A 24,437-nucleotide genomic window follows, 5' to 3' on the forward strand; every position below is an offset into this window, starting at 1 on the left:
GCCGGGAAGTTCACCTATCAGGGTGAGGGGAGGCCTCCGAAACCCGTGCTCACAAGGGGGTTCAGGGTGAATTCCGGGAGCGAGGTCGACGGCCCCGAGGGCGCCCGCGGGGACTCGAAAGGGGACACCGCACGTATCCTGAAGGCCCTCCGGGAGACGCGGGACCACCGCACTTGCCCGGGGCCCAGCGGAGCCTCCGACCACGAAAGCGGCCACCATGCGCGTCTACGTCCCCCTGACCCTTCCCGGGCTCGCCGAGGCGTACAAGACGGGAGAGCTGGGGGTCGGACCCTTCGTCGCCTACGCCGTGACGCCCGCACTGCGCGAGTGGTACCTCTCCGACGACATCGAGGAGCTGGAGTACGCCGCGCTCAACCGCGCCGCGCTCGCCTCGCTGCGGTTGCTCGCCGCCGATCCCGAGGCGGTACGGCGCCGGGTCGTGGTCGCCGTCGACGTCCCCGACGGCACGGCCCTCGCCGACCCCGACCGTGCCCTCGACCCGGCGGCGCTGGGCGAGGTGCGCGTGACCGGGACCGTGCCGCTGGCCAAGGCCGCCGCCGTGCACGTCGACCTCGACGACGCTGAGGCGGACGTCGCCGCCGCGGCCGAGGCGCTGCCCGCGGCGGACGCCGGGGACGACGACGCGCAGTTCGTGGTGGACGGCGCCGAGGACCACGAACTGCTGTGGTACGCCACGCAGGAGATCCCGAACCTGGTGGGGCTCGGGGACTGACAAGCCCCCTTTGACCTGCCGTTCTCTTGATTGTCAGTGGCGGCGGGTACGTTCTTGGCATGGGGATGCACACTGGGGCGCACATCGTGTGGGACTGGAACGGGACGCTGTTCCACGACAACGAAGCGATCATCGGCGCGACGAACGCGGCTTTCGGGGAGCTGGGCCTGGAGCCGATCACGATGGAGCGGTACCGGGCGCTGTACTGCGTGCCGGTGCCGAAGTTCTACGAGCGGCTGCTGGGGCGGCTGCCGACGGACGCCGAGTGGGAGGTCATGGACGAGACCTTCCACCGGTACTACTCCGAGCACCGCGGCCGGTGCGGGCTGACCGAGGGCGCGGCGGAGCTGCTCGCCGGCTGGCGGGAGGCCGGGCGCAGCCAGTCGATCCTCAGCATGTACGGGCATGACGAACTCGTGCCGCTGGTGCGGAGGTTCGGCATAGCGGACCACTTCGTACGCGTCGACGGGCGCACCGGGCCGTCCGGCGGGAGCAAGGCGGAGCACATGGTGCGGCACCTCGCCTCGCTCGCCATGGTCGATCCGGCTCGTACGGTGGTGATAGGCGACGCCGCCGACGACGCGGTGGCCGCGTTGCACGTGGGGGCGCGGGCCGTGCTGTACACCGGCGGGTCGCACAGTCGGGCCAGTCTGGAAGGGGTCGGGGTGCCGGTCGTGGACACCTTGGCGGAGGCCGTCGTGGAAGCGGAGCGGCTGGCGGCCTGAGCGGGCGGCACGCACCTCCGCCGGCAACCAAGCGACCGAGCGGCCGAGCGGCCGAGCGGCCGAGCGACCGAGCGACCGAGTGACTAGGTGACCGGCGCCTTCGCTCGCAGCACCGTCAGGAACTCCCGCATCCACGCCGAATGGTCCGGCCACGCCCGGGACGAGACCAGGGTGCCGTCGACCACCGCCTCCGCGTCCTGGAAGGTGGCGCCGGCCGACTGCATGTCGGGCTCCAGTGCGGGGTACGCCGTGACCCTCCGGCCGCGCAGGCCGTCGACCGCGGCGGTGAGCAGGGGCCCGTGGCAGATCTGGGCGACCGGCTTGTCGGCGTCGAAGAAGGACTTGAGGATCTTGCGGAGTTCGGGGTCGTTGCGCAGGTACTCGGGGGCCCGGCCGCCGGGGATGACGATCGCGGCGTACTCGCCGGGATCGACCTCCGCGAAGGCCAGGTCGGCGGGCCAGGTGTAGCCGGGCTTCTCGGTGTACGTGTCGAAGCCGGGTTCGAAGTCGTGGACGACGAACCGCAGCTTCTTGCGGGCGGGGGCCGCGATGTGGACCTCGTAGCCCTCCTCGCGCAGGCGCTGGTAGGGGTAGAGGACCTCCAGCGACTCCGCCGCGTCTCCGGTGACGATCAGGATTTTGGCTGTCATGTCGGCAACGTGCCTCCGGCGGACGGCCTGGCCAAGAGGGCGCGCGGCGACCGATGCGTACCGCGCGTGCCGCTCGGCGTACCGCACACCCCCACACCCCTCGCCCCTGTGCAGAACGTCAAAGTTCCACCCCCGGTTTTGTACACATACGGCTCATGACGGGCCCCCTGTGGGGGGCGATAGCCTTGGTGGCGTGATCAGCGCGATAGTTCGCGGGGGCACTGTTGCCCCTGCCCTGCGCCCGGTGAGCACGGATCATCTCCGTGACCGGGCGGCGGTCGCTGGTCCTCGCGGGCGAGAGGGGGCCCGCAAGGCCCCCGGGATGCCGGACAGCAGCCGGTCGGGAGCGCCGCAGAGAGCAGCGTCACACTCCCCGGCGGGCTCAAAAATGGCTCATATCTTCCCGCTCATCCGACCTTGCGGCATAGCGTCTGAGCAGACCGGAGAACCCGGGCCGTGGCGAAGAGCCGCAGGGGAAGAGACCGTACTTCCTTCTACGTCACGCAACGGCGCGCGACAGGAGCCAGAGGACAATGCAGACCAAGCTGGACGAAGCCAAGGCCGAGCTGCTGGAGAGGGCCGCTCGGGTAGCTGAGAACAGCCCGGTCGGGGGGCACCTACCGACCGGGACGACGGACGAGGGCACGCCGGTCACCCCGGACAGTGAGACCGTGCTCGCGTTCCTCCAGCGCTACTACCTGCACACCGCCCCGGAGGACCTCGCCGACCGGGACCCGGTCGACATCTTCGGAGCCGCCTTCTCCCACTACCGGCTGGCCGAGAACCGCCCGCAGGGTACGGCCAACGTGCGGGTGCACACGCCCACCGTGGAGGAGAACGGGTGGACGTGCAGCCACTCGGTCGTCGAGGTCGTCACCGACGACATGCCCTTTCTCGTCGACTCCGTCACCAACGAGCTGACCCGGCAGGGACGCGGCATCCACGTCGTCATCCACCCGCAGATCGTCGTGCGCCGGGACGTCACCGGCAAGCTGATCGAGGTGCTCACCGCGCAGCCCGGCGGCGAGCGGCCGCACGACGCGCACACCGAGTCCTGGATCCACGTCGAGATCGACCGCGAGACCGACCGCGGCGACCTCAAGCAGATCACCGCCGAGCTGCTGCGCGTCCTGTCCGACGTCCGTGAGGCCGTCGAGGACTGGGACAAGATGCGGGACGCGGCGCTGCGCATGGCCGACGAGCTGCCCACCGAGCCCATCGCCTCCGACCTGCGCGAGCAGGACGTGGAGGAGGCCCGTGAGCTGCTGCGCTGGCTGGCCGCCGACCACTTCACCTTCCTCGGCTACCGCGAGTACCAGCTGCGCGAGGACGACTCCCTGGGCGCCGTCCCCGGCACCGGCCTCGGCATCCTGCGCTCCGACCCGCAGCACTCCGAGGAGGAGGGCCACCCGGTCAGCCCGTCCTTCGAGCGGCTGCCCGCCGACGCCCGCGCCAAGGCCCGCGAGCACAAGCTCCTGGTCCTGACCAAGGCCAACAGCCGTGCCACCGTGCACCGGCCGTCGTATCTGGACTACATCGGCGTCAAGAAGTTCGACGCGGACGGCAACGTCGTCGGCGAGCGCCGCTTCCTCGGCCTGTTCTCCTCCGCCGCCTACACCGAGTCCGTGCGCCGGGTCCCCGTCATCCGCCGCAAGGTCGACGAGGTCCTGGAGCGCGCCGGGTTCTCGCCCAACAGCCACGACGGGCGCGACCTGCTGCAGATCCTGGAGACGTACCCGCGCGACGAGCTCTTCCAGACGCCGGCCGCGGAGCTGGAGACCATCGCCACCTCGGTCCTCTACCTCCAGGAGCGCAGGCGGCTCAGGCTCTACCTGCGCCAGGACGAGTACGGCCGCTACTACTCGGCCCTCGTCTACCTCCCGCGCGACCGCTACACCACCGGCGTCCGCCTCAGGATCATCGACATCCTCAAGGAGGAACTCGGCGGCACCAGCGTCGACTTCACCGCCTGGAACACCGAGTCGATCCTCTCCCGGCTGCACTTCGTGGTCCGGGTCCCGCAGGGCACCGAGCTGCCCGAGCTGTCCGACGCCGACAAGGAGCGCATCGAGGCCCGCCTGGTCGAGGCCGCCCGCTCCTGGGCCGACGGCTTCGCGGAGGCGCTGAACGCCGAGTGCGGCGAGGAGCGCGCCGCCGAGCTGCTGCGCCGCTACAACAACAGCTTCCCCGAGGGCTACAAGGCCGACCACACCCCGCGCGCCGCGGTCGCCGACCTCGTCCACCTGGAGGCGCTCACCGAGGAGCGGAACTTCGCCCTCAGCCTCTACGAGCCGGTGGGCACGGCCCCCGAGGAGCGCCGCTTCAAGATCTACCGCAAGGGCGAGGCCGTCTCCCTGTCGGCCGTGCTGCCGGCCCTCAGCAGGCTCGGCGTCGAGGTGACGGACGAGCGGCCGTACGAACTGCGCTGCTCGGACCGTACGACGGCCTGGATCTACGACTTCGGGCTGCGTCTGCCCAAGTCGCAGAACGGCACCGGGGACTACCTCGGCGACGACGCCCGTGAGCGCTTCCAGGAGGCCTTCGCCGCGACCTGGACCGGCAGGGCGGAGAACGACGGCTTCAACGCCCTCGTGCTCAGCGCCGGGCTGACCTGGCGTCAGGCGATGGTGCTGCGCGCGTACGCCAAGTACCTGCGGCAGGCGGGTTCCACCTTCTCGCAGGACTACATGGAGGACACCCTCCGCAACAACGTCCACACCACCCGGCTGCTCGTCTCCCTGTTCGAGGCGCGGATGTCGCCGGACCGCCAGCGCGCGGGCCACGAGATCGTCGACGCCCTCCTCGAAGAGGTCGACGCGGCCCTCGACCAGGTGGCGAGCCTCGACGAGGACCGCATCCTGCGGTCCTTCCTGACCGTCATCAAGGCGACGCTCCGTACGAACTTCTTCCAGGAGGCGGCGGGCGGCAAGCCGCACGAGTACGTCTCCATGAAGTTCGACCCGCAGGCCATCCCGGACCTGCCGGCGCCGCGCCCGGCGTACGAGATCTGGGTGTACTCGCCGCGCGTCGAGGGCGTGCACCTGCGCTTCGGCAAGGTCGCGCGCGGAGGTCTGCGCTGGTCCGACCGGCGTGAGGACTTCCGGACCGAGATCCTCGGCCTGGTCAAGGCGCAGATGGTGAAGAACACCGTCATCGTGCCGGTCGGCGCCAAGGGCGGCTTCGTCGCCAAGCAGCTGCCCGACCCGAGCGTGGACCGGGACGCGTGGCTGGCCGAGGGCATCGCCAGCTACAAGATGTTCATCTCGGCCCTGCTCGACATCACCGACAACATGGTGGCCGGCGAGGTCGTGCCCCCGGCCGACGTCGTGCGGCACGACGAGGACGACACCTACCTGGTGGTCGCGGCCGACAAGGGCACCGCGACCTTCTCCGACATCGCCAACGGGGTCGCGGAGTCGTACAACTTCTGGCTCGGCGACGCCTTCGCCTCCGGTGGCTCGGCCGGTTACGACCACAAGGGCATGGGCATCACCGCGCGCGGCGCCTGGGAGTCCGTCAAGCGGCACTTCCGCGAGCTGGGCGTGGACACGCAGAGCGAGGACTTCACGGTCGTCGGCATCGGTGACATGTCGGGTGACGTGTTCGGCAACGGCATGCTGCTGAGCGAGCACATCCGCCTGGTCGCCGCCTTCGACCACCGGCACATCTTCATCGACCCGAACCCGGACGCGGCCACCTCCTACGCCGAGCGCCGCCGCATCTTCGACCTCCCGCGCTCCAGCTGGGCCGACTACGACACCGAGCTGATCTCGGCCGGCGGCGGCGTGTTCCCGCGTACCGCCAAGGCCATCCAGCTCAACCCGCAGATCCGCGAGGCCCTCGGCATCGAGGGCAAGGTCGCCAAGATGACCCCGGCCGACCTGATGAAGGCGATTCTGCAGGCGCCGGTGGACCTGCTGTGGAACGGCGGCATCGGTACGTACGTCAAGGCCTCCACCGAGTCCCACGCGGACGTCGGCGACAAGGCCAACGACCCGATCCGCGTCGACGGCGCCGACCTGCGGGTACGGGTCGTCGGCGAGGGCGGCAACCTGGGCCTGACCCAGCTCGGCCGGATCGAGTTCGCGCTGCACGGCGGCAAGATCAACACGGACGCCATCGACAACAGCGCGGGCGTGGACACCTCCGACCACGAGGTGAACATCAAGATCCTGCTCAACGGCCTGGTCGCGGACGGCGACCTGACCGTCAAGCAGCGCAACAAGGTGCTCGCCGAGATGACCGACGAGGTCGGCCACCTGGTCCTGCGCAACAACTACGCGCAGAACACGGCGATCGCCAACGCGCTCACCCAGTCCAAGGACATGCTCCACGCCCAGCAGCGCTTCATGCGCCACCTGGTCCGCGAGGGCCATCTCGACCGGGCCCTGGAGTTCCTGCCGACCGACCGCCAGATCCGCGAACGCCTCGCTCAGGGCCAGGGCCTGACCGGCCCGGAGACGGCCGTGCTGCTGGCGTACACGAAGATCACGGTCGCCGACGAGCTGCTGCACACCTCGCTGCCGGACGACCCGTACCTGCGTGGTCTGCTGCACGCCTACTTCCCGACGGCTCTGCGCGAGCAGTTCCCGCAGTACATGGACAACCACCCGTTGCGTCGCGAGATCGTGACGACCGTGCTGGTCAACGACACGGTCAACACGGGTGGTACGACGTATCTGCACCGACTGCGCGAGGAGACGGGCGCGTCCCTGGAGGAGATCGTGCGGGCGCAGACCGCGGCCCGCGCGATCTTCAGCTCGGCGCCGGTGTGGGACGCGGTGGAGGCCCTCGACAACCAGGTCGAGGCCGCCGTACAGACCCGGATCCGGCTGCACTCGCGCCGGCTCGTCGAGCGCGGCACGCGCTGGCTGCTCAACAACCGGCCGCAGCCGCTCCAGCTCGCCGAGACCGTCGACTTCTTCGCCGAGCGCGTCGAGCAGGTCTGGTCGCAGCTGACCAAGCTGCTGCGCGGCGCGGACCTGGAGTGGTGGCAGCAGATCTACGACGAGCTGACGGGGGCCGGCGTGCCGGACGAACTCGCCACGCGCGTGGCCGGGTTCTCCTCCGCCTTCCCGGCGCTCGACATCGTCTCGATCGCCGACCGCATGGGCAAGGAGCCGCTGGACGTCGCCGAGGTCTACTACGACCTCGCCGACCGGCTGCACATCACCCAGCTCATGGACCGCATCATCGAGCTGCCCCGCGCGGACCGCTGGCAGTCCATGGCCCGCGCCTCCATCCGCGAGGACCTGTACGCCGCCCACGCGGCGCTGACCTCGGACGTCCTGGCCGTCGGCAACGGCACCTCGACGCCCGAGCAGCGCTTCAAGGCGTGGAACGAGAAGAACGCGGCGATCCTGGGCCGGGCGCGCACGACCCTGGACGAGATCCAGGGCTCGGAGACGTTCGACCTCGCCAACCTGTCGGTGGCGATGCGGACCATGCGCACGCTGCTGCGCCAGCACTCGTAGGCGGTACGAGCTTCTCGTAGGCGGTACGACGAAGAGGGCGCCCCCGGACAGCAGGGGGCGCCCTCTTCGTGTGCGGGAGCCTAGGCCGGCACGGCGGTCGTCGGCTTCGGCTTCGGCTTGGCCTTGGGCTTCGGCTTGTTGCCCTTGTCCCCGGTGAAGGCCTCGTACTGCTCCATGACCTCCTCGGTCGGCCCGTCCATGCGCAGCTCGCCACGCTCCAGCCACAGCACGCGGTCGCAGGTGTCGCGGATGGACTTGGCGCTGTGGCTGACCAGGAACACCGTGCCCGCCTGCTCGCGCAGCGCGCGGATCCGCTCCTCGGACCGGATGCGGAAGGCCGCGTCACCGGTGGCCAGGGCCTCGTCGATGAGCAGGACGTCGTGGTCCTTGGCGGCGGCGATGGAGAAGCGCAGCCGGGCGGCCATGCCGGAGGAGTACGTCCGCATCGGGAGGGTGATGAAGTCGCCCTTCTCGTTGATGCCGGAGAAGTCGACGATGTCCTGGTAGCGGTCCTTGACCTGCTCGCGGGACATGCCCATGGCGAGGCCGCCGAGGTAGACGTTGCGCTCGCCGGTCAGGTCGTTCATCAGGGCCGCGTTGACGCCGAGCAGGGAGGGCTGGCCGTCGGTGAAGATCCGGCCGTTCTCCACCGGGAGCAGGCCCGCGATCGCCTTGAGCAGGGTCGACTTGCCGGAACCGTTGGTGCCGATCAGGCCGATGGCCTCGCCCTTGTACGCGACGAAGGAGACGTTCTTGACGGCGTGCACCTTGCGCACGCCGGCCGCCTTCTCGGCCTGCTTGCGGCGCAGCATGCGGTTGAGCGCGGCGGTCGCGGAGCCCTTGCCGGCGCCGGTGCCGTTGACCCGGTAGACGATGTCGACGCCGTCGACGACGACGGTGGGGATCCGCTCGGCGGGCGTGCGGCCGGCGGGGACGCGGTCGTTGATCTCGAAGGTGTTCTCAGCCACGGCCGTACGTCTCCTCAGCCTTCCAGAAGTAGATGAAGCCGACGACTCCGGCGACCAGCGCCCAGCCCGTCGCGAGCGCCCACACATGGGGCGGCAGCTGGCTGGCCTTGAAGCTGTCGATCAGGGAGTAGCGCATCAGGTCGATGTAGACGGCGGGCGGGTTGGCCTTGAGGACGGGAGCCACCCAGCTCGGCAGGCCCTTGTGCTGGCCGGTCAGCCGCTCGATGCTCCACATGACGCCGGAGATGTACATCCAGGTGCGCAGCACGAACGGCATCAGCTGCGCGATGTCCGGGGTCTTGGCGCCCAGCCGGGCCATGATCATCGCCACGCCGGCGTTGAAGGTGAACTGCAGGATCAGCGCCGGGACCGCCAGCACCCAGGAGGCCGCGACCGGCACGCCGAAGCAGAGCAGGATGACGACCAGCGCGCACATCGAGAACAGCAGCTGCTGGAGCTGCTGGAGGGCGAACGAGATCGGCAGCGCGGCCCGCGGGAAGTGCAGGGCGCGGACCAGGCCGAGGTTGCCGGAGATGGCGCGCGTGCCCGACATGATCGAGCTCTGCGTGAACGTCCAGATGAAAACGCCCGTAACAAGGAACGGGATGTAGTCCGGTACGTTCCGCTTGGTGTCCAGCAGTACGCCGAAGATGAAGTAGTACACCGCGGCGTTCAGCAGCGGCGTCATGACCTGCCAGACCTGGCCGAGCTTCGCCTGGCTGTACTGGGAGGTGAGCTTGGCGGTGGCGAAGGCGCTGATGAAGTGGCGGCGGGCCCACAGCTGACGGACGTACTCCGGCAGGGAGGGGCGCGCGCCGCTGACCGAGAGGCCGTGCCGGGCGGCCAGCGCCGCGAGATCGTCGTCGGCCGGGGCCGGCGTCGGGGGCGGTGTGTGGAGGACCTGGCTCACATCCGCTGCTTTCGCTCGGGGGAGGGGGGTGCGGGCGTCCGGCCCGTCGGCCGGCCGGTCCGTTGCCCCACGTTTCCTTACGCTTCTCTTCACGTTCTCTTACGTCGGGACGGGACCGTATCGTCGCAACGTGAGCGTAGGCCCAGTCGGCGTCGGAACGCAACCGTTTCGTCGTAACGCGTTTGTCCCCGGCGGCCCGCCGGGGCCGCGTCGGGACGACACCGTTTCGTCGCAACGCCTGCCGCGTCAGGACGCAACCGTTTCGTCGCAACGCCCTATGCTGGACCGCATGACGACGAACGCCGAGGAGTCCCAGACGCGTCCGCGCCGCCGTACTCCCGCCGGAGCGGCCGTTCTCCGCGAGGATGTGACCGAAGCCATTCGCGCGGCCGTCTTCGAGGAACTCGCGGCCGTCGGCTACGCGCGGATGTCCATCGAGGGGATCGCGCGCCGCGCGGGCGTCGGCAAGACCGCGGTCTACCGCCGCTGGAAGTCCAAGCTGCACCTCGTCCTCGACGTCGTCTCGGCCATCGCCGTGATGGGCCTGCCGACGCCCGACACGGGCTCCCTGGAGGGCGACCTGCGGCTGCTGTACGAGGTGACCTCCCGGGCGCTGCGGCACCCGGTGGCCTCGCAGATCATCCCGGACCTGCAGGCCGAGGCGGCCCGCAACCCCGAGATCGCCGAGGCCATGCAGAAGACGCTGCGGGAGGGGCAGGAGGGCGTCGCCAGCAAGATCCTGGTGGCGGCCGAGCAGCGCGGCGAGATCCGCGAGGGCTTCGACGACGAGCTGGCCCTCGACCTGATCTCGGGCCCCCTGTACTGGCGTTCCGTGGTGATCCGCAGCCCGAAGCTGCCGAAGGGCTATCTCGGGGCGCTGGCCCGGGCCACCGCGGAGGCCGTGAAGGCGTTGTGAGTATGCTGCGGTCCCCGGCCGCCGGTGGCCACAGGAGGGTCGCCGTTCGGTGACCGGAGTTGAGACGGAACAGCCGTGAGAGTCGTGATCGCCGAGGACAACGCCCTGCTGCGGGAGGGCCTGGTCCTGCTGCTGACGTCGGCCGGGCACGAGGTGGTGGCCGTCGCCGGCACCGGTCCCGAGACCCTGCCCGCGCTGCTGGAGCACCGCCCCGACGCCGCCGTGCTCGATGTGCGGATGCCGCCGAACTTCCGGGACGAGGGGCTGCGGGCGGCGCTGGAGGCGCGCAAGGAGATCCCCGGGCTGCCGGTGCTGGTCCTGTCCCAGTACGTCGAGGAGTCGTACGCCGCCGAGCTGCTGACCGGCGGGGCGAACGGGCTCGGCTACCTCCTCAAGGACCGCGTGGGCCGCGTGGACGAGTTCCTGGACGCGCTGGAGCGGGTCGCCTCCGGCGGTACGGCCCTCGACCCCGAGGTCGTCACCGAACTCCTCACCCGCCGCAAGGACTCGCCCCTCGACTCTCTCACCCCGCGCGAGCGCGAGGTGCTGAAGTTGATGGCCGAGGGGCACGACAACGCGACCATCGCCGAGACGCTCGTCGTCACGGAACGCGCGGTGCACAAGCACATCGGCAACGTCTTCCTGAAGCTGGGCCTGCCGCCGAGCGACAGCGGGCACCGCCGGGTGCTGGCCGTGCTGACGTACCTGAACAACCAGTAGCCCGGCCGAGGAACCGGGACTTCAGGCCCCCTGATCGTCCAGCCGCCCGGCGAGTACCGCCAACTCGCCCACGCGGAGCACCCGTTCACCGAAGCCCGGCAGGGGCACGTGCAGCGCGGTGGTCCAGCGCTCGGGAACGGCCCCGACGCCGTACACGGCACCCGCGAGCCCGCCGGTCACGGCCGCGACGGTGTCCGTGTCCCCGCCGAGGTCGACGGCGGCGCGTACGGCGGCCTCGTACGAGGAAGTCGTGCGCAGCGCCCAGACGGCGGAGGCAAGACACGGCCACACCGCACCGTTGAACTCCGTCGCCAGGTCGGGATGCCAGTCCGACGCGAGCACGCGCGCGTACCGCTCGCGGTGCTCGGCGTGCACCACCGCGAGCGTGTCCGGTACGGCGGTGAGCGGATCGCCCCCGTCCAGGGCGACCCGCACCAACTCGTGGAAGACCGCGGTCCCTTCCCAGGCCGCCCGGTCCCCATGGGTGAGGGCGGCGATACGGCGGGCCGCGTCCATCGTCGCCTCCCGGCCCGAGCGCGCGAAGAACACGGCGGAGGTCGCCGCCCGCATCAACGCGCCGTTCCCGGCGGCCCGTTGGCTGGTCCGGAAGTGCACGGCCGCCGCCAGGTCCCAAGGGTCGCCGCTGGTCAGGACCGCCTCGGTCTGCAGGCCGATGTCCTTCGGCTCGGCCGCGGCCCAGCGCCGGAACCGGGCGAAGACGTCGGCGGGTTCGAGGCCGCCGTGCGCCAGCAGCGACTCGCCGACCAGCACCGCCATCTGCGTGTCGTCGGTCGCCTCGCCGGGGTCCCACCCGCCGCCACCGCACATCTCGCCGCCCCCGCCCGGCGCAGGGAACCGCGCGGAGAACGCCCCCTCCGGCCCGAACTCGAAGGGCGCGCCCAAGGCGTCACCGACGGCAGAGCCGATGACCGTGCCGAGGGCGCGGTCGGCGCGGGAAGGGGACGGGGAAGGGATCCGGTCGGTCATCCGCGCAGGCTACGCGAGCCCGGTCGGCGTCAACTCCGCGCCGCCTCCGGATGCAGCCGCACCCACCCCTCCCACGCCGACTCGATCATGTCCTGGACGTCGTGCTTGGCCTTCCAGGCGAGTTCCGTGGCCGCACGGTCGGCGGAGGCGACGACCCGGGCCGGGTCGCCGGGGCGGCGCGGGGTGACCGTCGGGGGACGGTCGTAGCCGGTGATCGCGTTGATGCGGTCGATCATCTCGCGGACCGAGACACCCTCGCCGCGGCCGATGTTGAGGGTCAGATCGCGGCCGGGGGCGGACCGGAGGGCGCGGGCCGCGGCCACATGGGCCTCCGCCAGGTCGACCACGTGGATGTAGTCGCGGACGCAGGTGCCGTCCGGGGTCGCGTAGTCGTCGCCGAAGATGCGCGGCGGGGCGTTCTCCGTGAGTTTCTCGAACACCATGGGGATGAGGTTGAAGACGCCCACGTCGGCCAGTTCGGGGGTCGCCGCGCCCGCCACGTTGAAGTAGCGCAGGGAGGCCGTGGACAGGCCCGTGGCCCGGCCGGTCGCGCGGACCAGCCACTCGCCGGCCAGCTTCGTCTCGCCGTACGGCGACATGGGGACGCACGGCGTCTCCTCCGTCACCAGGTCCACGTCCGGCATGCCGTACACCGCCGCGGAGGAGGAGAAGACGAAGGAGGGCACGGAGGCGGCCGTCACCGCTTCCAGCAGGACCCGCAGGCCCTCCACGTTCTCGCGGTAGTAGTACAGAGGGAGGTCCACCGACTCGCCCACCTGCTTCTTCGCCGCCAGGTGCACGACCCCGGTGACCTCGTGCTCGGCCAGCGCGCGTGCCACCCGCTCGCCGTCCAGCGTCGAGCCCGTCACCAGCGGCACGCCCTGCGGCACGCGCGCGGCGATGCCCGTCGACAGGTCGTCGTAGACCACGGTCCGCTCGCCCGCCTCGGTCATCGCCCGGACCACGTGCGCCCCGATGTAGCCGGCGCCGCCGGTGATCAGCCAGGTCATGTGCGACCGTCCCCTTCGTCAGTGGGCCCGTCTCCCGCGCAACGGTCGGGGCCGTCTTCCGGGTAACAGTGAAGCAGGCGGGACTGTCAGACGGGGACGGCCGGGGTCACTCCCTGTGCGTCCGGGGACACACGGGGTGTCCGGACGGTGGGCGCAGTCGCGGTCGAGCGCCACAGCCGGGCGAAGGACAGCACGGCCGCCGCGGCCAGCAGCCCGTTGCGTACGAGCATCAGGGCGCAGCCCGTCCAGGTGCAGGCCATGACCTGGCCGTACAGGACCGGATACGCGACCGCGCTGACCGCGGTCGCCGCCAGGACGAGGACCGCGACCGGGCGCTGCGCGGTGTGCCGCGAGGTCAGGCACACGGCCGCCAGGCCCAGCAGCCAGATCATGTACTGGGGGCTGATCACGCGGCTGGTGACGGTGAAGAGCAGCACCGCGCTGAGCGCCGCGTCGTACGGGGTCGCCGGCGTCCGGTGCCGGGCCCGCAGCCGCCACGCGAGCAGCAGCGCGAAGGCGAGCGCCGTGAGCGCGAGGCACGCGTGCGCGACGGTACGCACGTGTGGTCCCGTGAACTCGAAGGCGCCGTACTGGTAGCGGACCCGCCCCGGCCAGCCGGCGTGGGTCGCGAAGGCGAGCGCCGTGCCGCCCAGGGACTCGATCTGCACGCCCCGCCCGCCCTGTTGGCGCAGGAAGTCGAAGGGGTGGGCGAACAGGGCCGCCAGGACGGCGAGCGAGCCGGCGCCCGTGACGGCGGCCCAGCCCCACGCCGAGCGCGTCGCGCGTCCCCTCGGGACGCCCAGGAGCACCAGCACCGGCCAGACCTTCACCAGGGCGCCGAGTGCCGCGAACGCCCCGCACGCGCGCGTGGAGCGCGACAACGTCAACAGGGAGATGACGGCCAGGGCCGTGACCTGCACGTCGTAGCGGGCGAGCGGGACGTTCAGGAGGAGCGGGAGACCGCCGACCCAGAAGGCGGCGCCGAGCCGGCTGCGGCCGGGACGCCGGCCCGCGCGGGTCAGCGCCACGGTGATCGCCGCGTCGCAGACGAGGGTGAGGGCGACGAACGCCCGGAAGTACGTCAGGCCCGGCAGCAGCGCGGGCGACAGCAGGACCGCGCCGGCGCCCGGCGGGTACTGCCACAGGGGGTCGTGCGCCGGGAAGCCGCCGTGGGCGAGGACGACGTACCAGTGGTGGTACAGCCGCCACACCTCCCGGGCGACCGCGCCGTCGCCGAGCCGGGGCAGCGCGTCGTGCGCGAGCAGCCAGAGCATCAGGGCGCGGGTGGCGAGCCAGGCGGCGGCGAGGGCGAGGCGCGGATGGTTCCGGAGGGCGTTCATCGCGGTGGATCGTAAGCCGGGCGAATGGCGTGTGCGCGCTAATACACCGTCAATCGTCGGTAAGAGCTTGCTAACAGCACAAAATCGGCTGTGTGGAGACCGAGGACGCGGGGCGGCCGGGCCGCAGGCGGGTACGTGCCGAGGTGGTGGCCGTGGCGGTGCCGACGGCCGTCATGTTCGCGCTCGGGCTGTGGGGGCTCGACCGCGGCGGCATGTGGGGCGACGAGAGCGTCACGTACCTGGTCGGGCGGCGTACGGTGCCGCAGATCTGGCGGCTGCTGCACACCGTGGACGCGGTGCACGGCCTGTACTACCTGCTCATGCACGCCGTGCTGGCCGTACACCCCGGCGAGGTGGTCCTGCGGCTGCCGTCCGTGTTCGGGGCCGCGGCGGCGACGGGCCTGGTGGCGGCCCTCGGCACCCGCCTGGCCCGCCCGCGCGTCGGACTGTGGGCCGGCCTGCTGTACGCGATCACCCCGATGACCGGCCACTACGCCCAGGAGGGGCGGTCCTACGCGCTCGTCGCGGCGGGCGCGGCGGGGGCGACCCTGCTGCTGGTGCGGGCCGTCGACAGCCGCCCGGCACCCCGCCGTTGGTGGATGTACGGCGGTGTCCTCGCGGCCACCTGTCTGCTGCACGAACTCGCCGTCCTGGTGCTCTGCGCGCACGCGGCGACCTTGGCGGCGGCGCGCGTGCCGCGGGCGGTGTGGGCCGGCTGGGCGCGGGCGGCCGGGGCGGCGGCGCTGGCGCTGCTGCCGCTGGTGTGGGTGTCCCAGGCCCAGTCGGGGCAGGTGGCATGGCTGCGCACGCCGGGCTGGGCGAACGTCGAGGGCCTCGCACGATGCTTCGCGGTCGGCCGGACGGGGGTGGTGTTCTGGGTGTACGTCACCCTGGTGGTCGTCGGCATCGGGGCGGGGCGACTGGCGTCGGTGGCCCTGCCGCTCCTGGTACTGCCCCCGACCGTCCTGATGCTCGCGTCCCAACTCCAGCCGCTCTACGACGACCGGTACGTGCTGTACGCCCTCGCGGGGGCGCCGCTGCTGGCGGCGGCGGGGGCGGACCGGGTGGTGACGTCGGCGGGGCGCCTGTGGCGGAGGGCGCCGAGGTTTCCGTACCCCCGATTTCCCCGGTTGCCCCACCCCCACCCGGTCACCCTCACCGGCGTCCTCGTCATCGCGATCGCCTTCCTCGTCTGCCTTCCCCTGCAGCTCAAGAACCGTTCCGCCGATCACCGGCCCGAGAATCTCGCCGCCGTCTCCGCCGTGGTGGCCCGGCAGGCGCGGCCCGGTGACGCCGTGCTGTTCCTGCCGTCGGTCTGGCGGGTCGGGGCGTTGGCGTATCCGCGGGGGTTCCGGGGGGCCCGTGATGTGGCGCTCGCGGAGTCCGGGGCGCGGTCCGGGACGCTGAGCGGGCTGGAGGCGCCGCCGGGGGAGGTGCGGCGCAGGCTTGCCTCCGTGCGCCGGGTCTGGGTCGTCGCCCCGGCCTATGTCCTGAGCTCCCGCCGCTCCCCGGGCAACCCCACCGAACGCCTCAAACTCGCGCTCGTGGAACGGCACTTCAAGCCGGTCGAGGACTTCGCGAGCGGCCGGATCACCCTCGGGCTGTACGTCCGCCGCCCGCTGCCGGGCGCCGGCGCCCCTTAAGCCCCGGCCTCCGCGTCCGCCTCAGCCGCCGCGTCCAGTGCCACCGTCAGCTCGTCCAGGCGGGCCCGCAGCGCACGGATCTCGTCCACGTCGAAGCTCGTCGCCGCCGCGATGCGCCGCGGCACCTCCAGCGCGCGCTCCCGCAGGGCCGTGCCCTCCTCCGTGAGGTGGACCTCCACCGAGCGTTCGTCACGGGCGCTGCGCTCACGGCGGACCAGACCGGCCGCCTCCAGCCGCTTGAGCAGCGGCGAGAGCGTGCCGGAGTCGAGGCGCAGGTGTTCGCCCAGCTTCTTGACCGGCAGCCCGCCGTGCTCCCACAGCACGAGCATCACCAGGTACTGGGGATACGTGAGCCCCAGGTCCTTGAGGATCCCGCGGTACAGGCCGCCGAAGGCGCGTGAGGCGGCGTTCAGGGAGAAGCAGATCTGCTGGTCCAGGCGGAGCCAGTCGGTCGAGGGTGTCGGGGTCGGCGTCGCACTCATGCCTCCAGGATAGCTCTTGCGAGCCATTTAGTTGTGCACAATTGAATTGTGTGCTCTACTTGTCGTCGTGAGGCGGCCGCCGGTAGAGCCGCCGGAGCATGACTGACTTGACTCGAGAGGGATGGTTTTCCATGGACGCGCTCTACACCGCAGTCGCCACCGCCACCCACGGCCGCGACGGTCGCGCCTTCACCAACGACGGCAAGATCGACGTCAAGCTGGCCCCGCCGGTGGAGCTGGGCGGCAACGGCGAGGGCACGAACCCGGAGCAGCTCTTCGCCGCCGGTTACGCCGCCTGCTTCGGCAGCGCCCTCGGCCTCGTCGGCCGCCAGGCCAAGGTCGACGTCAGCGACGCCGCCGTCACCGCCGAGGTCGGCATAGGCAAGCAGGGCGAGGGCTTCGGCCTCAAGGTGACGCTGCGCGTCGAACTCCCGGACACGGTGGACCAGGAGACCGGCCGCAAGCTGGTCGAGACCGCCCACCAGGTCTGCCCCTACTCCAACGCCACCCGCGGCAACATCGAGGTCGACCTCGTCATCGAGTAAGACCGCCGACCGGGCTCACCCGACCCGCGCCAGCACCTCCCCCGTCCGCCGGCTCCACGCCACCACCACCGCCTCCTCGGGCACCTGGTGCCACCGCGTCAGTAGCAGCCAGCGGACGTGGTAGCGGCGGACGACGGCATCCCGCTCGGCGCGGGTCGCGTCCGGGGCGAGGTAGGCGCGGACGTCGGCGGACATCCGGTGGCGCCGGACCTCGTCCAGGGCCGGGTCGGGCCAGATCGGCGCGGCGAGGTTCGGCCCGTACCCGGGGATCATGTGGGCCGCGGTGTAGCCGTCGGTGAGCACGACCTCGCCGGGCCGGACCCAGCGCGCCGCCCAGTCGTACGTCGGCCAGCGCGGCGGCTGCTCCAGCCCCACCGGGTCCAGCGCCCGCGGCACCACGGCCCCGCCCTGCACCGTGCAGAACCCGACGCACGCCCACACCGCCGCCACCGCGCCCACCGCCTTGCGGAACGCCCCCCAAGGCCGAGGCGCCGCCAGCTCCACCGCGAGCGCGAACTGCAGCGGCACCAGCACCGCCCACAGCACGCGCGCGTACGTGTAGTGCCCGCTCACCCACCCGTACGCCAGCACCAGGCTCTCCAGCACGAACATCAGCAGCAGCGGATCGCGTCCGGACGAGCCCCGGGCCCGCCACCACAGCGCGGGCAGCCCGACGAGGGCCAGCCAGGAGTTCCCGGCCAGGTGCTCGTACAGCCGCCGGTGCATCCAGTCCATGGCGGTGTCGCCGCCGAGCGAGAAGACGTCGTAGTACGGCCATACGGCGGCCGTTGCCAGCGCGGCCAGCCCGGCCGCCGCCCACCGGGCCACGACCGGCCGGCGCCAGCCGCGCTGCCGGGCGGCCACGACCGCCACCGCGCCGACCGCCGCCGACACGGCCGTCACCGGATGGACCAGCAGGATCAGGCCGTACAGGGCGCCGATCCCGGCGTACCCCCACCAGCCCGCCAGGCCGCTCGGGCCGACGAACCGCACGGCCCGTTCGCGCTCGCACGCGCGCGTGGCCGTCAGTGCCCAGGCCCAGAACGTCAGCCCGATCGCGAACGACGACGGATAGCTGATGTTCGTCGTCATCGACATCAGCCCCAGGTAGCCGCTCCACAGGATCCGCTCGTCGCCCCACAGCAGCGTCATGAAGGGCAGCGCGAGCACCGGCGCCCACGGGCGGTCCGTGAGCGTGCGTACGAACCGGCCGATCCCGGTGAGCATGACGATCAGATGCAGCGGGCCCGCGAGCCGCAGCACCGCCCAGCCGGACAGCCCGGTCAGCCGCGCGAAGACGGCCTGCGCGACGGCGTACGGCCCGTAGTAGGGGCTGCCCGCGCCCGGCAGGTCGGCCATCGAGTGGGCCGGGTGGAGCAGGTTCGCCTTGAGGCGTTCGACCACCGCCGCGTGCTGGCCGGCGTCACAGCACAGCGGGATCCGCCAGAAGGCCAGCGTCATCACCAGCCAGAACAGAAAGCCGAAGAACTGATACGGCGTCGGCCGCCAGGTGCCGCCGCCGCGCAACGCCGTAGCACCGTGCACGATACGGCGGACGAGGACGTCGGCGCTCACAATCTCTCCCTTTGTCGTGATATGTCATTTCACCATGTGGAGGCTCCCTTTCTGGTTCTCTGTCATCGCCCTGGTGTTCGTCGGCGCTCAATCGGCGGAAATCCAGGGGCGTGCCCGCATGGACACCCGCCAATACGTCGCGCACGCCTACATGTTGCAGGGCGTCGGCCGCGAAGAGGCCTCCCGGCGGGCGCTCCGGTACTACTGCGACAGCGCGCGTGTCGCGACCGCGCGAAGGCAGAGCGCGGACCTCGGCACCTATCGCGGCGGCGACGGCGGAAACTCCGCGTACCGACAGTGCGTCACGGCGATGGAGCACACCGTCGAGGTCAATTCCCAACGCGCCGACGTCACCGGCTACATGGCCCTGTTCAGCGACCCGCGCATCTCCGAGATCTTCGCGACCAGGCCCGCCTACCCCGCCTTCACGGTCCCGTTCATCCGTGCGTTCGGCCTGGTCAGGGGGTTGTGGGCGGCGGGGATCGCGGTGACCGTCATGGCGAGCGGGTGCGTGGTGCTGATCCTGCGCCGGCTCGGCGTGTCCGTACCGCTCGCCCTGCTCGGACAGGTCCTCTACTACGCGCTGCCGACGGGCACGGACTCGATGCAGCCGATGTGCGAGGGGCTGCTGTTGTGCGTTCTGCTCGGCGGCATTCTCGGCTGTGTCCGGATCCTCCAGGGGAGAATTCCGTCGGGCGTGGCGATTTCCCTGACGGCATTCACCGCGGCGGCTTGCGTGAAATACGCGCAGACCCTGCTGGCCGTGGCCGGAATCGCGGGCGCGACCGCGTTGTTCCTCGGCGTCCGGTGGGTACGGCGACGGGAATTGCCCCGGCCCGAACGGGTGCTCCTCGCCACGACCGCGGCATTCGTCCTGGCGCTGGAACTCACCGTCGTCGCGCTCGGTCTGCCGAGCACCCGGGCCAGCGTCCAGGAGTTGTTGTCCGTCCATTACAACAAGCCGGTGCCCCCGCATCTCCTGCACGAATTCCTGCGCCTGAACCTCGCGTTCTGGCGGGAATGGCTGCGCGACGCGCTCGTACACCCCATGGAACCGCTCCTGCTCGCGGCCGGCGCCTGGGGAGCCCTGCGGTACCACCGCTCCTTCGGGTTCCTGATCACCGGCATCGCGGCCGCCGGGTTCGTGAACCAGGCCGGACACCCCGAAGTGGCCATGGGGCCAAGGCTGTTGGTGATGGCGAGCCTGCTCCCGGTGTGCGGCATCCCGCTGCTGGTCGAGAGCCTGCGGGAGAGGGGGCGGGACCCGATGGCCCGGCCCCCTCGCGTCGGACGCCAGCTGCCGGCGCCCGAGAGTCAGCTGTACTGAGGCAGCCGCGCCGAGCCGTCGGCGGCCCGCGGGATGCTCACCACCGCTCCCTCGCCGCCCGGCGCCTCCCCGAGGAGCAGCTGCCGTACCACCCGCTCGGCGGCGTGCCCGTCGTCGAACTCGCAGAACCGCTCCCGGAACGCCGCCCGCAGCCCTGCCGCCTCCTCGTCCCGCCAGGTCCCGGAGGCGAACAGCCACGCCAACTCCCGGTAGGAGCGCGACACATGGCCCGGCGCCTCGGCGGTGATGTCGAAGTAGGCGCCCCGGCTCGCCGCGTACGCGCCCCAGTCGTCGGCGTGGATCACGATCGGCCGGTCCAGGTTGGCGTAGTCGAACATCAGGGACGAGTAGTCGGTGACCAGCACGTCCGAGGCGAGCATCACGTCCTCGACGTGCGGCTCGTCGGTGGCGTCGACCAGGACGCCCCGCGCGTGCAGATCGGCGAGGCCGAGGCCGCGCGCGGGGCCTGCGGCGAGTGTCGGATGCAGGCGTACGACGAGGGTGTGGCCCGCGCCGAGGTCGGCGGCGAACCGGGCCAGGTCGATCCGGTCGACGTGTCCGCCGCGCCGGTACTCGCGACGCGTCGGCGCGTACAGCACCACCGTGTGGTCGGCGGGGATGCCGAGCCGCTCACGGACCGAACTCCCGCGCTCGGCGGGGGCGTTGACGAGGACGTCGTTGCGCGGGCTGCCCGTGCGGACCGACGCGAAGTGACAGGGGTACGCCCGCTCCCACACCAGCTCCGAGTGCCGGTTGGCGACCAGGCTCAGGTCCCAGCGGTCGGCGCGGTGCAGCAGCTTCGGCACGCTGTAGCCGTACCGGGCACCGGGCTTGGCCAGCAGGTCGGCGCCCATGTACTTGAGCGGGGTGCCCTCGTGGGTGTGCACCTGGATCTGGCCGGGGCGTTTGACCACCGTGCCGGGCCAGTTGACGTTGTTCACCCAGTACGTGGCCCGCGCCATCACCGCGTGGTAGCGCCGCGAGCCCGGCGTCACGTGGTCGATGCCGGGCGGCAGCGCGTCCACCGCGTCCTCCCGCACCACCCACACCCCGCGCAACTGCGGTGCGATCTCCCGGGCCTTGGCATGGATCGCGGCCGGATCGCCGGACACGCCGGAGTGGTGGGAGGCGGAGTACACGACGAGGTGCGGGTCAAGGGGAAGCCTCAACTGGGCCGCGTACCAGGCGCTTTGGGCCGCCTTCGACACCTTGGCGGTCGTACGGCGCTTGCCCGCACCCGCGATCCGGCGCAGGCCGCGCACCCCGCGCAGGGCCGCGAACGCGGGGTAGGGCGCCGAGGCGAGCAGCCGCATCTCGGTGCCGCGGGCGTCGTCCGGCGGGGTGAAGCCCTCGGGGCAGTGGCGGCGGTGGAAGGCGCGGATCTCGCGGTGGAAGTCGGCCCGGTCGGACGGGGTCACCCGGTCCTCGCGGGCGATCACGAACAGCATGTGGTCCATGGCCCTCTCGAACAGCAGCGGCCGGGCCCACGCGAGGTCGTCCCGCTCCTCCAGGAACGCGAACAGGCCCTCGTACTGCTGGAAGATGTCGAAGTGCCGGCGCCCGGGCGTCTTGGTGATCGCCCCCTGCCGCCGCTGCCGGTACTCGACGCCGATCCGGTTCAGACAGGCGATGCGGTCGGCGAGGACCATCGAGCGGTAGGTGACGGGCGCGTCCTCGTACAGGCCGGGCGCGTACCGGAGGCCGTGCTCCTGGAAGAAGTCCCTGCGGTACGCCTTGTTCCAGGCGACCAGGAACAGGTGGACGTACTCGGGCTTCTCGCGCAGGCTGAACACGTCCTGGCCGGCGCGGGCCAGCAGGGCGGAGGCGTCGCTGGGGCCGCCGCGGCCCCACCAGTGGGTGCGGACGTGGTCGAAGACCAGGATGTCCGGGTCCTCGGCCGACCTCAGCCGGTCGGCGACGGCGGCCAGCAGGCCCGGCGTGTAGAAGTCGTCGCTGTCGAGGAAGAGGACGTAGTCGCCGCGGGCCTGTTCCAGTCCGGCGTTGCGGGCGCGGCCGAGGCCGACGTTCTCGGGCAGGTGCAGCACCCGCACCCGCTCGTCGCGGGCCGCGTACTCGTCGAGGATCGCGCCGCAGCCGTCGGGCGACCGGTCGTCGACGGCGATCACCTCGAGATCGGGGTACGACTGTCCGAGCACCGAGTCGAGGCACTCGTGCAGATAGCCCTGCACCTTGAAGACGGGGACGACGATGCTGAAGCGGGGCACGTCAGCGGCTCCTTACGAGAGTGGCGGCGGGGGCCGGGACGCGCTCGGCGAGGGGGATCACGGGCGGGATCGACTCGGGCGGCTCGCCCAGCAGCACCCGGCGTACGACGCGCTCGGCGGCGCGCCCGTCGTCGAACCCGCAGAACCGCTCGCGGAACGCGGCCCGCGCGGCGGTGGACTCCGGCCCCGCCCAGGAGCCGTCGCGGAAGATCCGGGCCAGCTCACCGGGGGTGCGGGCGACGGGCCCCGGCGGGTGCTCCATCAGGTCGAAGTAGACGCCCCGGGTCTCCCGGTAGACGTCCCAGTCGTCGGCGTACACGACGACGGGCCGGTCCAGGTTGGCGTAGTCGAACATGATGGACGAGTAGTCGGTGATCAGCGCGTCCGCGGCCAGGCACACGTCCTCGGAGGAGCGGTGCGCGGTGACGTCGATGATCCGGCCGGTGGTCCTCTTCTCACCGCGGTCGTAGAAGTAGTGGGCGCGCAGCAGGACGACCACGTCCTCGCCGGCCTCCTCGCAGAAGGCCTCCAGGTCGAGGCCGGTCTCGAAGCCGGTGTGGTAGTCGCGGTGGGTGGGGGCGTACAGGACGGCGGTCTTGCCCTCAGGGACGCCCAACTCCCGCCGGATACGGTCGACATCGTCCGCGGTCGCCGTGTAGTAGACGTCGTTGCGCGGATAGCCGTACTCGAGGGTCTCGTGCGCGGCGGGGAAGGCCCGCTCCCACATCTGCGTCGAGTGCGCGTTGGAGGTGAGGTTGTAGTCCCAGCGGTCGACGCGGGCCAGCAGCTTGGTGAAGCTGCCGGTCGCGGCGGCGACCACGGGGTACGTCGCCTGGTCGACGCCCATCTTCTTCAGCGGCGTGCCGTGCTGGGTGGACAGGTGCACACTGCCCTCGCGCTTGACGACGGCGTCCGCGAAGTTGGCGTTGTTGATCAGGTACTTGGCGCGGGCGAGGACGTCCCAGTACTTCGCGGTGCCGATGACCGCGTACTCGACGTCCTTGGGCACGGTGTGCGCCTGGTCGGGCTCGACGAGGAACACCGAGCGGATGTGCGGGGCGAGTTCGCGCGCCTTGGCGTGGATCGCGGCCGGGCTGCAGGCGTACCCGCGGCCCCAATAGGCGCAGTACACCGCGAGGTTGGGGTCGAGCGGGCGGCGCAGGGCGCGCCGGTACCGCAGGCGTGTGCGCAGGCCCTGCGGGCGCGGCAGCAGCTCCAGCGCCCGCGCCGCCGACTGGTTGGCGCCGCGCAGGGCCCGGAAGGCCGCGTACGACCCGCTCGCCAGGAGCCGGTGCTGTACGCCGAGACTCCCGGCCGGGGTGCGGAAGCCGGCCGGGCGGTGGCCGCGGTAGAGCGCGCTCGCCCGGCGGAAGAAGGCGCGGCGGCCGGTGCGGAGCCGGAGGGGGTGGGCGGCCGTCTTGAGGACGGCGGCGAAGAGGTGGTCGAAGAGCGGCACCAACCGCTCCTCGTGCAGGCCCAGTTCGGCGGCCCGGGTCAGCACCAGCTCGGTCTGGTCGAGGAGTTCGAGGTGGTGGGTGCCCGGAAGGTTCAGCCGGTTGCCCTGCCGGCGCGCGAGATGCCGTACGACGACCTGGCGCAGCACCGCCGCCTTCTCGGCCCGCAGCGCGACGAGGCCGCCGAAGCCGACGTCGGTGAAGTGGCCGTCGGGGAAGGCGAGTCGGTGGCCGGCGAGGAAGGCCCGGCGGTAGACCGCGCTCCACGCCGGGAGCTGGACTCCGGTCAGCTGCGGGACCTGGTCGAGGGCGAAGGGCCCGGCCGGGGTCTTCGGCAGGAGCAGCTCGGCCGGGTTGCTGGGCTCGCCCTCCCACCAGGGGACCCGCTCGTGCTCGACGTACAGGACGTCCACGTCACCGGTCTCCGCGAGCCGGGCGTCCAGGGCGGTCAGCGCGCCCGGGACCAGGGTGTCGTCGCCGTCGAGGAACAGCAGATACGCGCCGGTCGCCGCCCGCGTCCCGGCGTTGCGCGCCCCGGCCAGACCGGCCGACGGCGGCGAGTGCACCGGGCTCACCCGGGAGTCCCGCTCGGCGTACCCGGCGACGACGTCCGCCGCGGGCGCGTCCGGGGCGTCGCAGACCGGGATCAGCTCGAAGTCGCCGAAGGACTGCGCGAGGACCGAGTCCAGCGCCTGGGACAGCCGGCCGGCCACCCCGTGGGACGGGACGATGATGCTGAAGCGGGGCATTCTG

The 24,437-nt window shown here is 71.8% G+C and carries 18 protein-coding genes; 8 read left to right on the forward strand and 10 right to left on the reverse strand.

What is annotated here, in order from left to right:
- Nucleotides 1–217 precede the first annotated feature (217 nt).
- The gene (locus MQP27_RS35170; protein ID WP_242772832.1) at nucleotides 218–733 is read left to right on the forward strand and encodes a DUF6912 family protein; all 516 of its coding nucleotides are present in this window, start codon (nucleotides 218–220) and stop codon (nucleotides 731–733) included.
- Between the two features lie 59 nt (nucleotides 734–792).
- Nucleotides 793–1,458: an HAD family hydrolase gene (locus tag MQP27_RS35175; RefSeq protein WP_242772835.1), complete on the forward strand. Its 666-nt coding sequence runs from the start codon at nucleotides 793–795 to the stop codon at nucleotides 1,456–1,458.
- Nucleotides 1,459–1,541: 83 nt separating this feature from the next.
- On the opposite strand, the gene MQP27_RS35180 is transcribed toward MQP27_RS35175, so the two are convergent.
- Nucleotides 1,542–2,108, reverse strand: a complete 567-nt coding sequence (locus MQP27_RS35180) for a DJ-1/PfpI family protein (RefSeq protein ID WP_242772838.1) — start codon at nucleotides 2,106–2,108, stop codon at nucleotides 1,542–1,544.
- A gap of 533 nt (nucleotides 2,109–2,641) precedes the next feature.
- On the opposite strand from MQP27_RS35180, the gene MQP27_RS35185 reads away from it, so the two are divergent.
- Nucleotides 2,642–7,582 carry an NAD-glutamate dehydrogenase gene (locus tag MQP27_RS35185; protein WP_242772840.1) on the forward strand — a complete coding sequence of 1,647 codons (4,941 nt, stop codon included), beginning with the start codon at nucleotides 2,642–2,644 and terminating at the stop codon, nucleotides 7,580–7,582.
- An 80-nt stretch (nucleotides 7,583–7,662) separates the two neighbouring features.
- Here MQP27_RS35185 and MQP27_RS35190 read toward each other — a convergent pair whose 3' ends face one another.
- Nucleotides 7,663–8,550, reverse strand: coding sequence for an ABC transporter ATP-binding protein (locus tag MQP27_RS35190; RefSeq protein ID WP_242772843.1), 888 nt, complete (start codon nucleotides 8,548–8,550; stop codon nucleotides 7,663–7,665).
- Nucleotides 8,543–9,460 (reverse strand): ABC transporter permease, encoded by a 918-nt coding sequence (locus MQP27_RS35195; protein WP_242772846.1) that lies wholly within the window; start codon nucleotides 9,458–9,460, stop codon nucleotides 8,543–8,545. Before MQP27_RS35195 ends, MQP27_RS35190 begins: the two co-directional genes overlap by 8 nt.
- Nucleotides 9,461–9,749: 289 nt before the next feature.
- Here MQP27_RS35195 and MQP27_RS35200 point away from each other — a divergent pair, with 289 nt between their 5' ends.
- Nucleotides 9,750–10,376 carry a TetR/AcrR family transcriptional regulator gene (locus tag MQP27_RS35200; RefSeq protein WP_242772849.1) on the forward strand — a complete coding sequence of 209 codons (627 nt, stop codon included), beginning with the start codon at nucleotides 9,750–9,752 and terminating at the stop codon, nucleotides 10,374–10,376.
- A gap of 75 nt (nucleotides 10,377–10,451) precedes the next feature.
- Entirely contained in the window at nucleotides 10,452–11,096 is a 645-nt protein-coding gene (locus MQP27_RS35205; protein WP_242772852.1) for a response regulator transcription factor, read from the forward strand.
- Between the two features lie 21 nt (nucleotides 11,097–11,117).
- Here the strand turns inward: MQP27_RS35205 and MQP27_RS35210 are convergent, their stop codons facing one another.
- The 3 genes from MQP27_RS35210 to MQP27_RS35220 all read right to left on the reverse strand — a co-directional run bounded on the left by MQP27_RS35210 (nucleotide 11,118) and on the right by MQP27_RS35220 (nucleotide 14,433).
- A complete protein-coding gene (locus tag MQP27_RS35210; RefSeq protein WP_242772854.1) occupies nucleotides 11,118–12,083 on the reverse strand; it encodes an ADP-ribosylglycohydrolase family protein in 966 nt (321 codons plus the stop codon).
- A gap of 29 nt (nucleotides 12,084–12,112) precedes the next feature.
- Nucleotides 12,113–13,093: a UDP-glucose 4-epimerase GalE gene (gene galE, locus MQP27_RS35215; RefSeq protein ID WP_242772856.1), complete on the reverse strand. Its 981-nt coding sequence runs from the start codon at nucleotides 13,091–13,093 to the stop codon at nucleotides 12,113–12,115.
- Between the two features lie 86 nt (nucleotides 13,094–13,179).
- The gene (locus tag MQP27_RS35220) at nucleotides 13,180–14,433 is read right to left on the reverse strand and encodes a glycosyltransferase family 87 protein (protein ID WP_242772858.1); all 1,254 of its coding nucleotides are present in this window, start codon (nucleotides 14,431–14,433) and stop codon (nucleotides 13,180–13,182) included.
- A gap of 92 nt (nucleotides 14,434–14,525) precedes the next feature.
- Here MQP27_RS35220 and MQP27_RS35225 point away from each other — a divergent pair, with 92 nt between their 5' ends.
- A complete protein-coding gene (locus MQP27_RS35225) occupies nucleotides 14,526–16,076 on the forward strand; it encodes a glycosyltransferase family protein (protein ID WP_242772859.1) in 1,551 nt (516 codons plus the stop codon).
- Here MQP27_RS35225 and MQP27_RS35230 read toward each other — a convergent pair.
- Nucleotides 16,073–16,558, reverse strand: a complete 486-nt coding sequence (locus MQP27_RS35230; RefSeq protein WP_242772860.1) for a MarR family winged helix-turn-helix transcriptional regulator — start codon at nucleotides 16,556–16,558, stop codon at nucleotides 16,073–16,075. The two genes, MQP27_RS35225 and MQP27_RS35230, sit on opposite strands and share 4 nt — an antisense overlap.
- 131 nt (nucleotides 16,559–16,689) lie before the next feature.
- On the opposite strand from MQP27_RS35230, the gene MQP27_RS35235 reads away from it, so the two are divergent.
- A complete protein-coding gene (locus tag MQP27_RS35235) occupies nucleotides 16,690–17,103 on the forward strand; it encodes an organic hydroperoxide resistance protein (protein ID WP_133046253.1) in 414 nt (137 codons plus the stop codon).
- Nucleotides 17,104–17,118: 15 nt separating this feature from the next.
- On the opposite strand, the gene MQP27_RS35240 is transcribed toward MQP27_RS35235, so the two are convergent.
- The gene (locus MQP27_RS35240) at nucleotides 17,119–18,678 is read right to left on the reverse strand and encodes a hypothetical protein (protein ID WP_242772862.1); all 1,560 of its coding nucleotides are present in this window, start codon (nucleotides 18,676–18,678) and stop codon (nucleotides 17,119–17,121) included.
- A gap of 118 nt (nucleotides 18,679–18,796) precedes the next feature.
- Between MQP27_RS35240 and MQP27_RS35245 the strand changes: the two genes are divergently transcribed.
- A complete protein-coding gene (locus MQP27_RS35245) occupies nucleotides 18,797–20,005 on the forward strand; it encodes a hypothetical protein (protein ID WP_242772864.1) in 1,209 nt (402 codons plus the stop codon).
- On the opposite strand, the gene MQP27_RS35250 is transcribed toward MQP27_RS35245, so the two are convergent.
- On the reverse strand, nucleotides 19,993–22,230 hold the full coding sequence (locus MQP27_RS35250; protein ID WP_242772866.1) for a bifunctional glycosyltransferase/CDP-glycerol:glycerophosphate glycerophosphotransferase: 2,238 nt from the start codon (nucleotides 22,228–22,230) through the stop codon (nucleotides 19,993–19,995). The genes MQP27_RS35245 and MQP27_RS35250 overlap by 13 nt on opposite strands.
- A gap of 1 nt (nucleotide 22,231) precedes the next feature.
- Complete coding sequence (locus MQP27_RS35255; RefSeq protein WP_242772868.1) at nucleotides 22,232–24,433, reverse strand: bifunctional glycosyltransferase/CDP-glycerol:glycerophosphate glycerophosphotransferase; 2,202 nt, start codon at nucleotides 24,431–24,433, stop codon at nucleotides 22,232–22,234.
- Nucleotides 24,434–24,437 lie beyond the last annotated feature (4 nt).

The sequence above is a fragment of the Streptomyces cylindrosporus genome (assembly GCF_022698165.1).
Taxonomy (GTDB): Bacteria; Actinomycetota; Actinomycetes; order Streptomycetales; family Streptomycetaceae; genus Streptomyces; species Streptomyces cylindrosporus.

Bases quoted from the DNA above. Each gene is read 5' to 3' on its own strand.
- MQP27_RS35220 (WP_242772858.1), bottom strand. From the start codon at position 14,433: ATGAACGCCCTCCGGAACCATCCGCGCCTCGCCCTCGCCGCCGCCTGG.
- MQP27_RS35230 (WP_242772860.1), bottom strand. From the start codon at position 16,558: ATGAGTGCGACGCCGACCCCGACACCCTCGACCGACTGGCTCCGCCTG.
- MQP27_RS35170 (WP_242772832.1), top strand. From the start codon at position 218: ATGCGCGTCTACGTCCCCCTGACCCTTCCCGGGCTCGCCGAGGCGTAC.
- MQP27_RS35175 (WP_242772835.1), top strand. From the start codon at position 793: ATGGGGATGCACACTGGGGCGCACATCGTGTGGGACTGGAACGGGACG.
- MQP27_RS35180 (WP_242772838.1), bottom strand. From the start codon at position 2,108: ATGACAGCCAAAATCCTGATCGTCACCGGAGACGCGGCGGAGTCGCTG.
- MQP27_RS35245 (WP_242772864.1), top strand. From the start codon at position 18,797: ATGGACACCCGCCAATACGTCGCGCACGCCTACATGTTGCAGGGCGTC.
- MQP27_RS35210 (WP_242772854.1), bottom strand. From the start codon at position 12,083: ATGACCGACCGGATCCCTTCCCCGTCCCCTTCCCGCGCCGACCGCGCC.
- MQP27_RS35185 (WP_242772840.1), top strand. From the start codon at position 2,642: ATGCAGACCAAGCTGGACGAAGCCAAGGCCGAGCTGCTGGAGAGGGCC.
- MQP27_RS35255 (WP_242772868.1), bottom strand. From the start codon at position 24,433: ATGCCCCGCTTCAGCATCATCGTCCCGTCCCACGGGGTGGCCGGCCGG.
- MQP27_RS35235 (WP_133046253.1), top strand. From the start codon at position 16,690: ATGGACGCGCTCTACACCGCAGTCGCCACCGCCACCCACGGCCGCGAC.
- MQP27_RS35200 (WP_242772849.1), top strand. From the start codon at position 9,750: ATGACGACGAACGCCGAGGAGTCCCAGACGCGTCCGCGCCGCCGTACT.
- galE (WP_242772856.1), bottom strand. From the start codon at position 13,093: ATGACCTGGCTGATCACCGGCGGCGCCGGCTACATCGGGGCGCACGTG.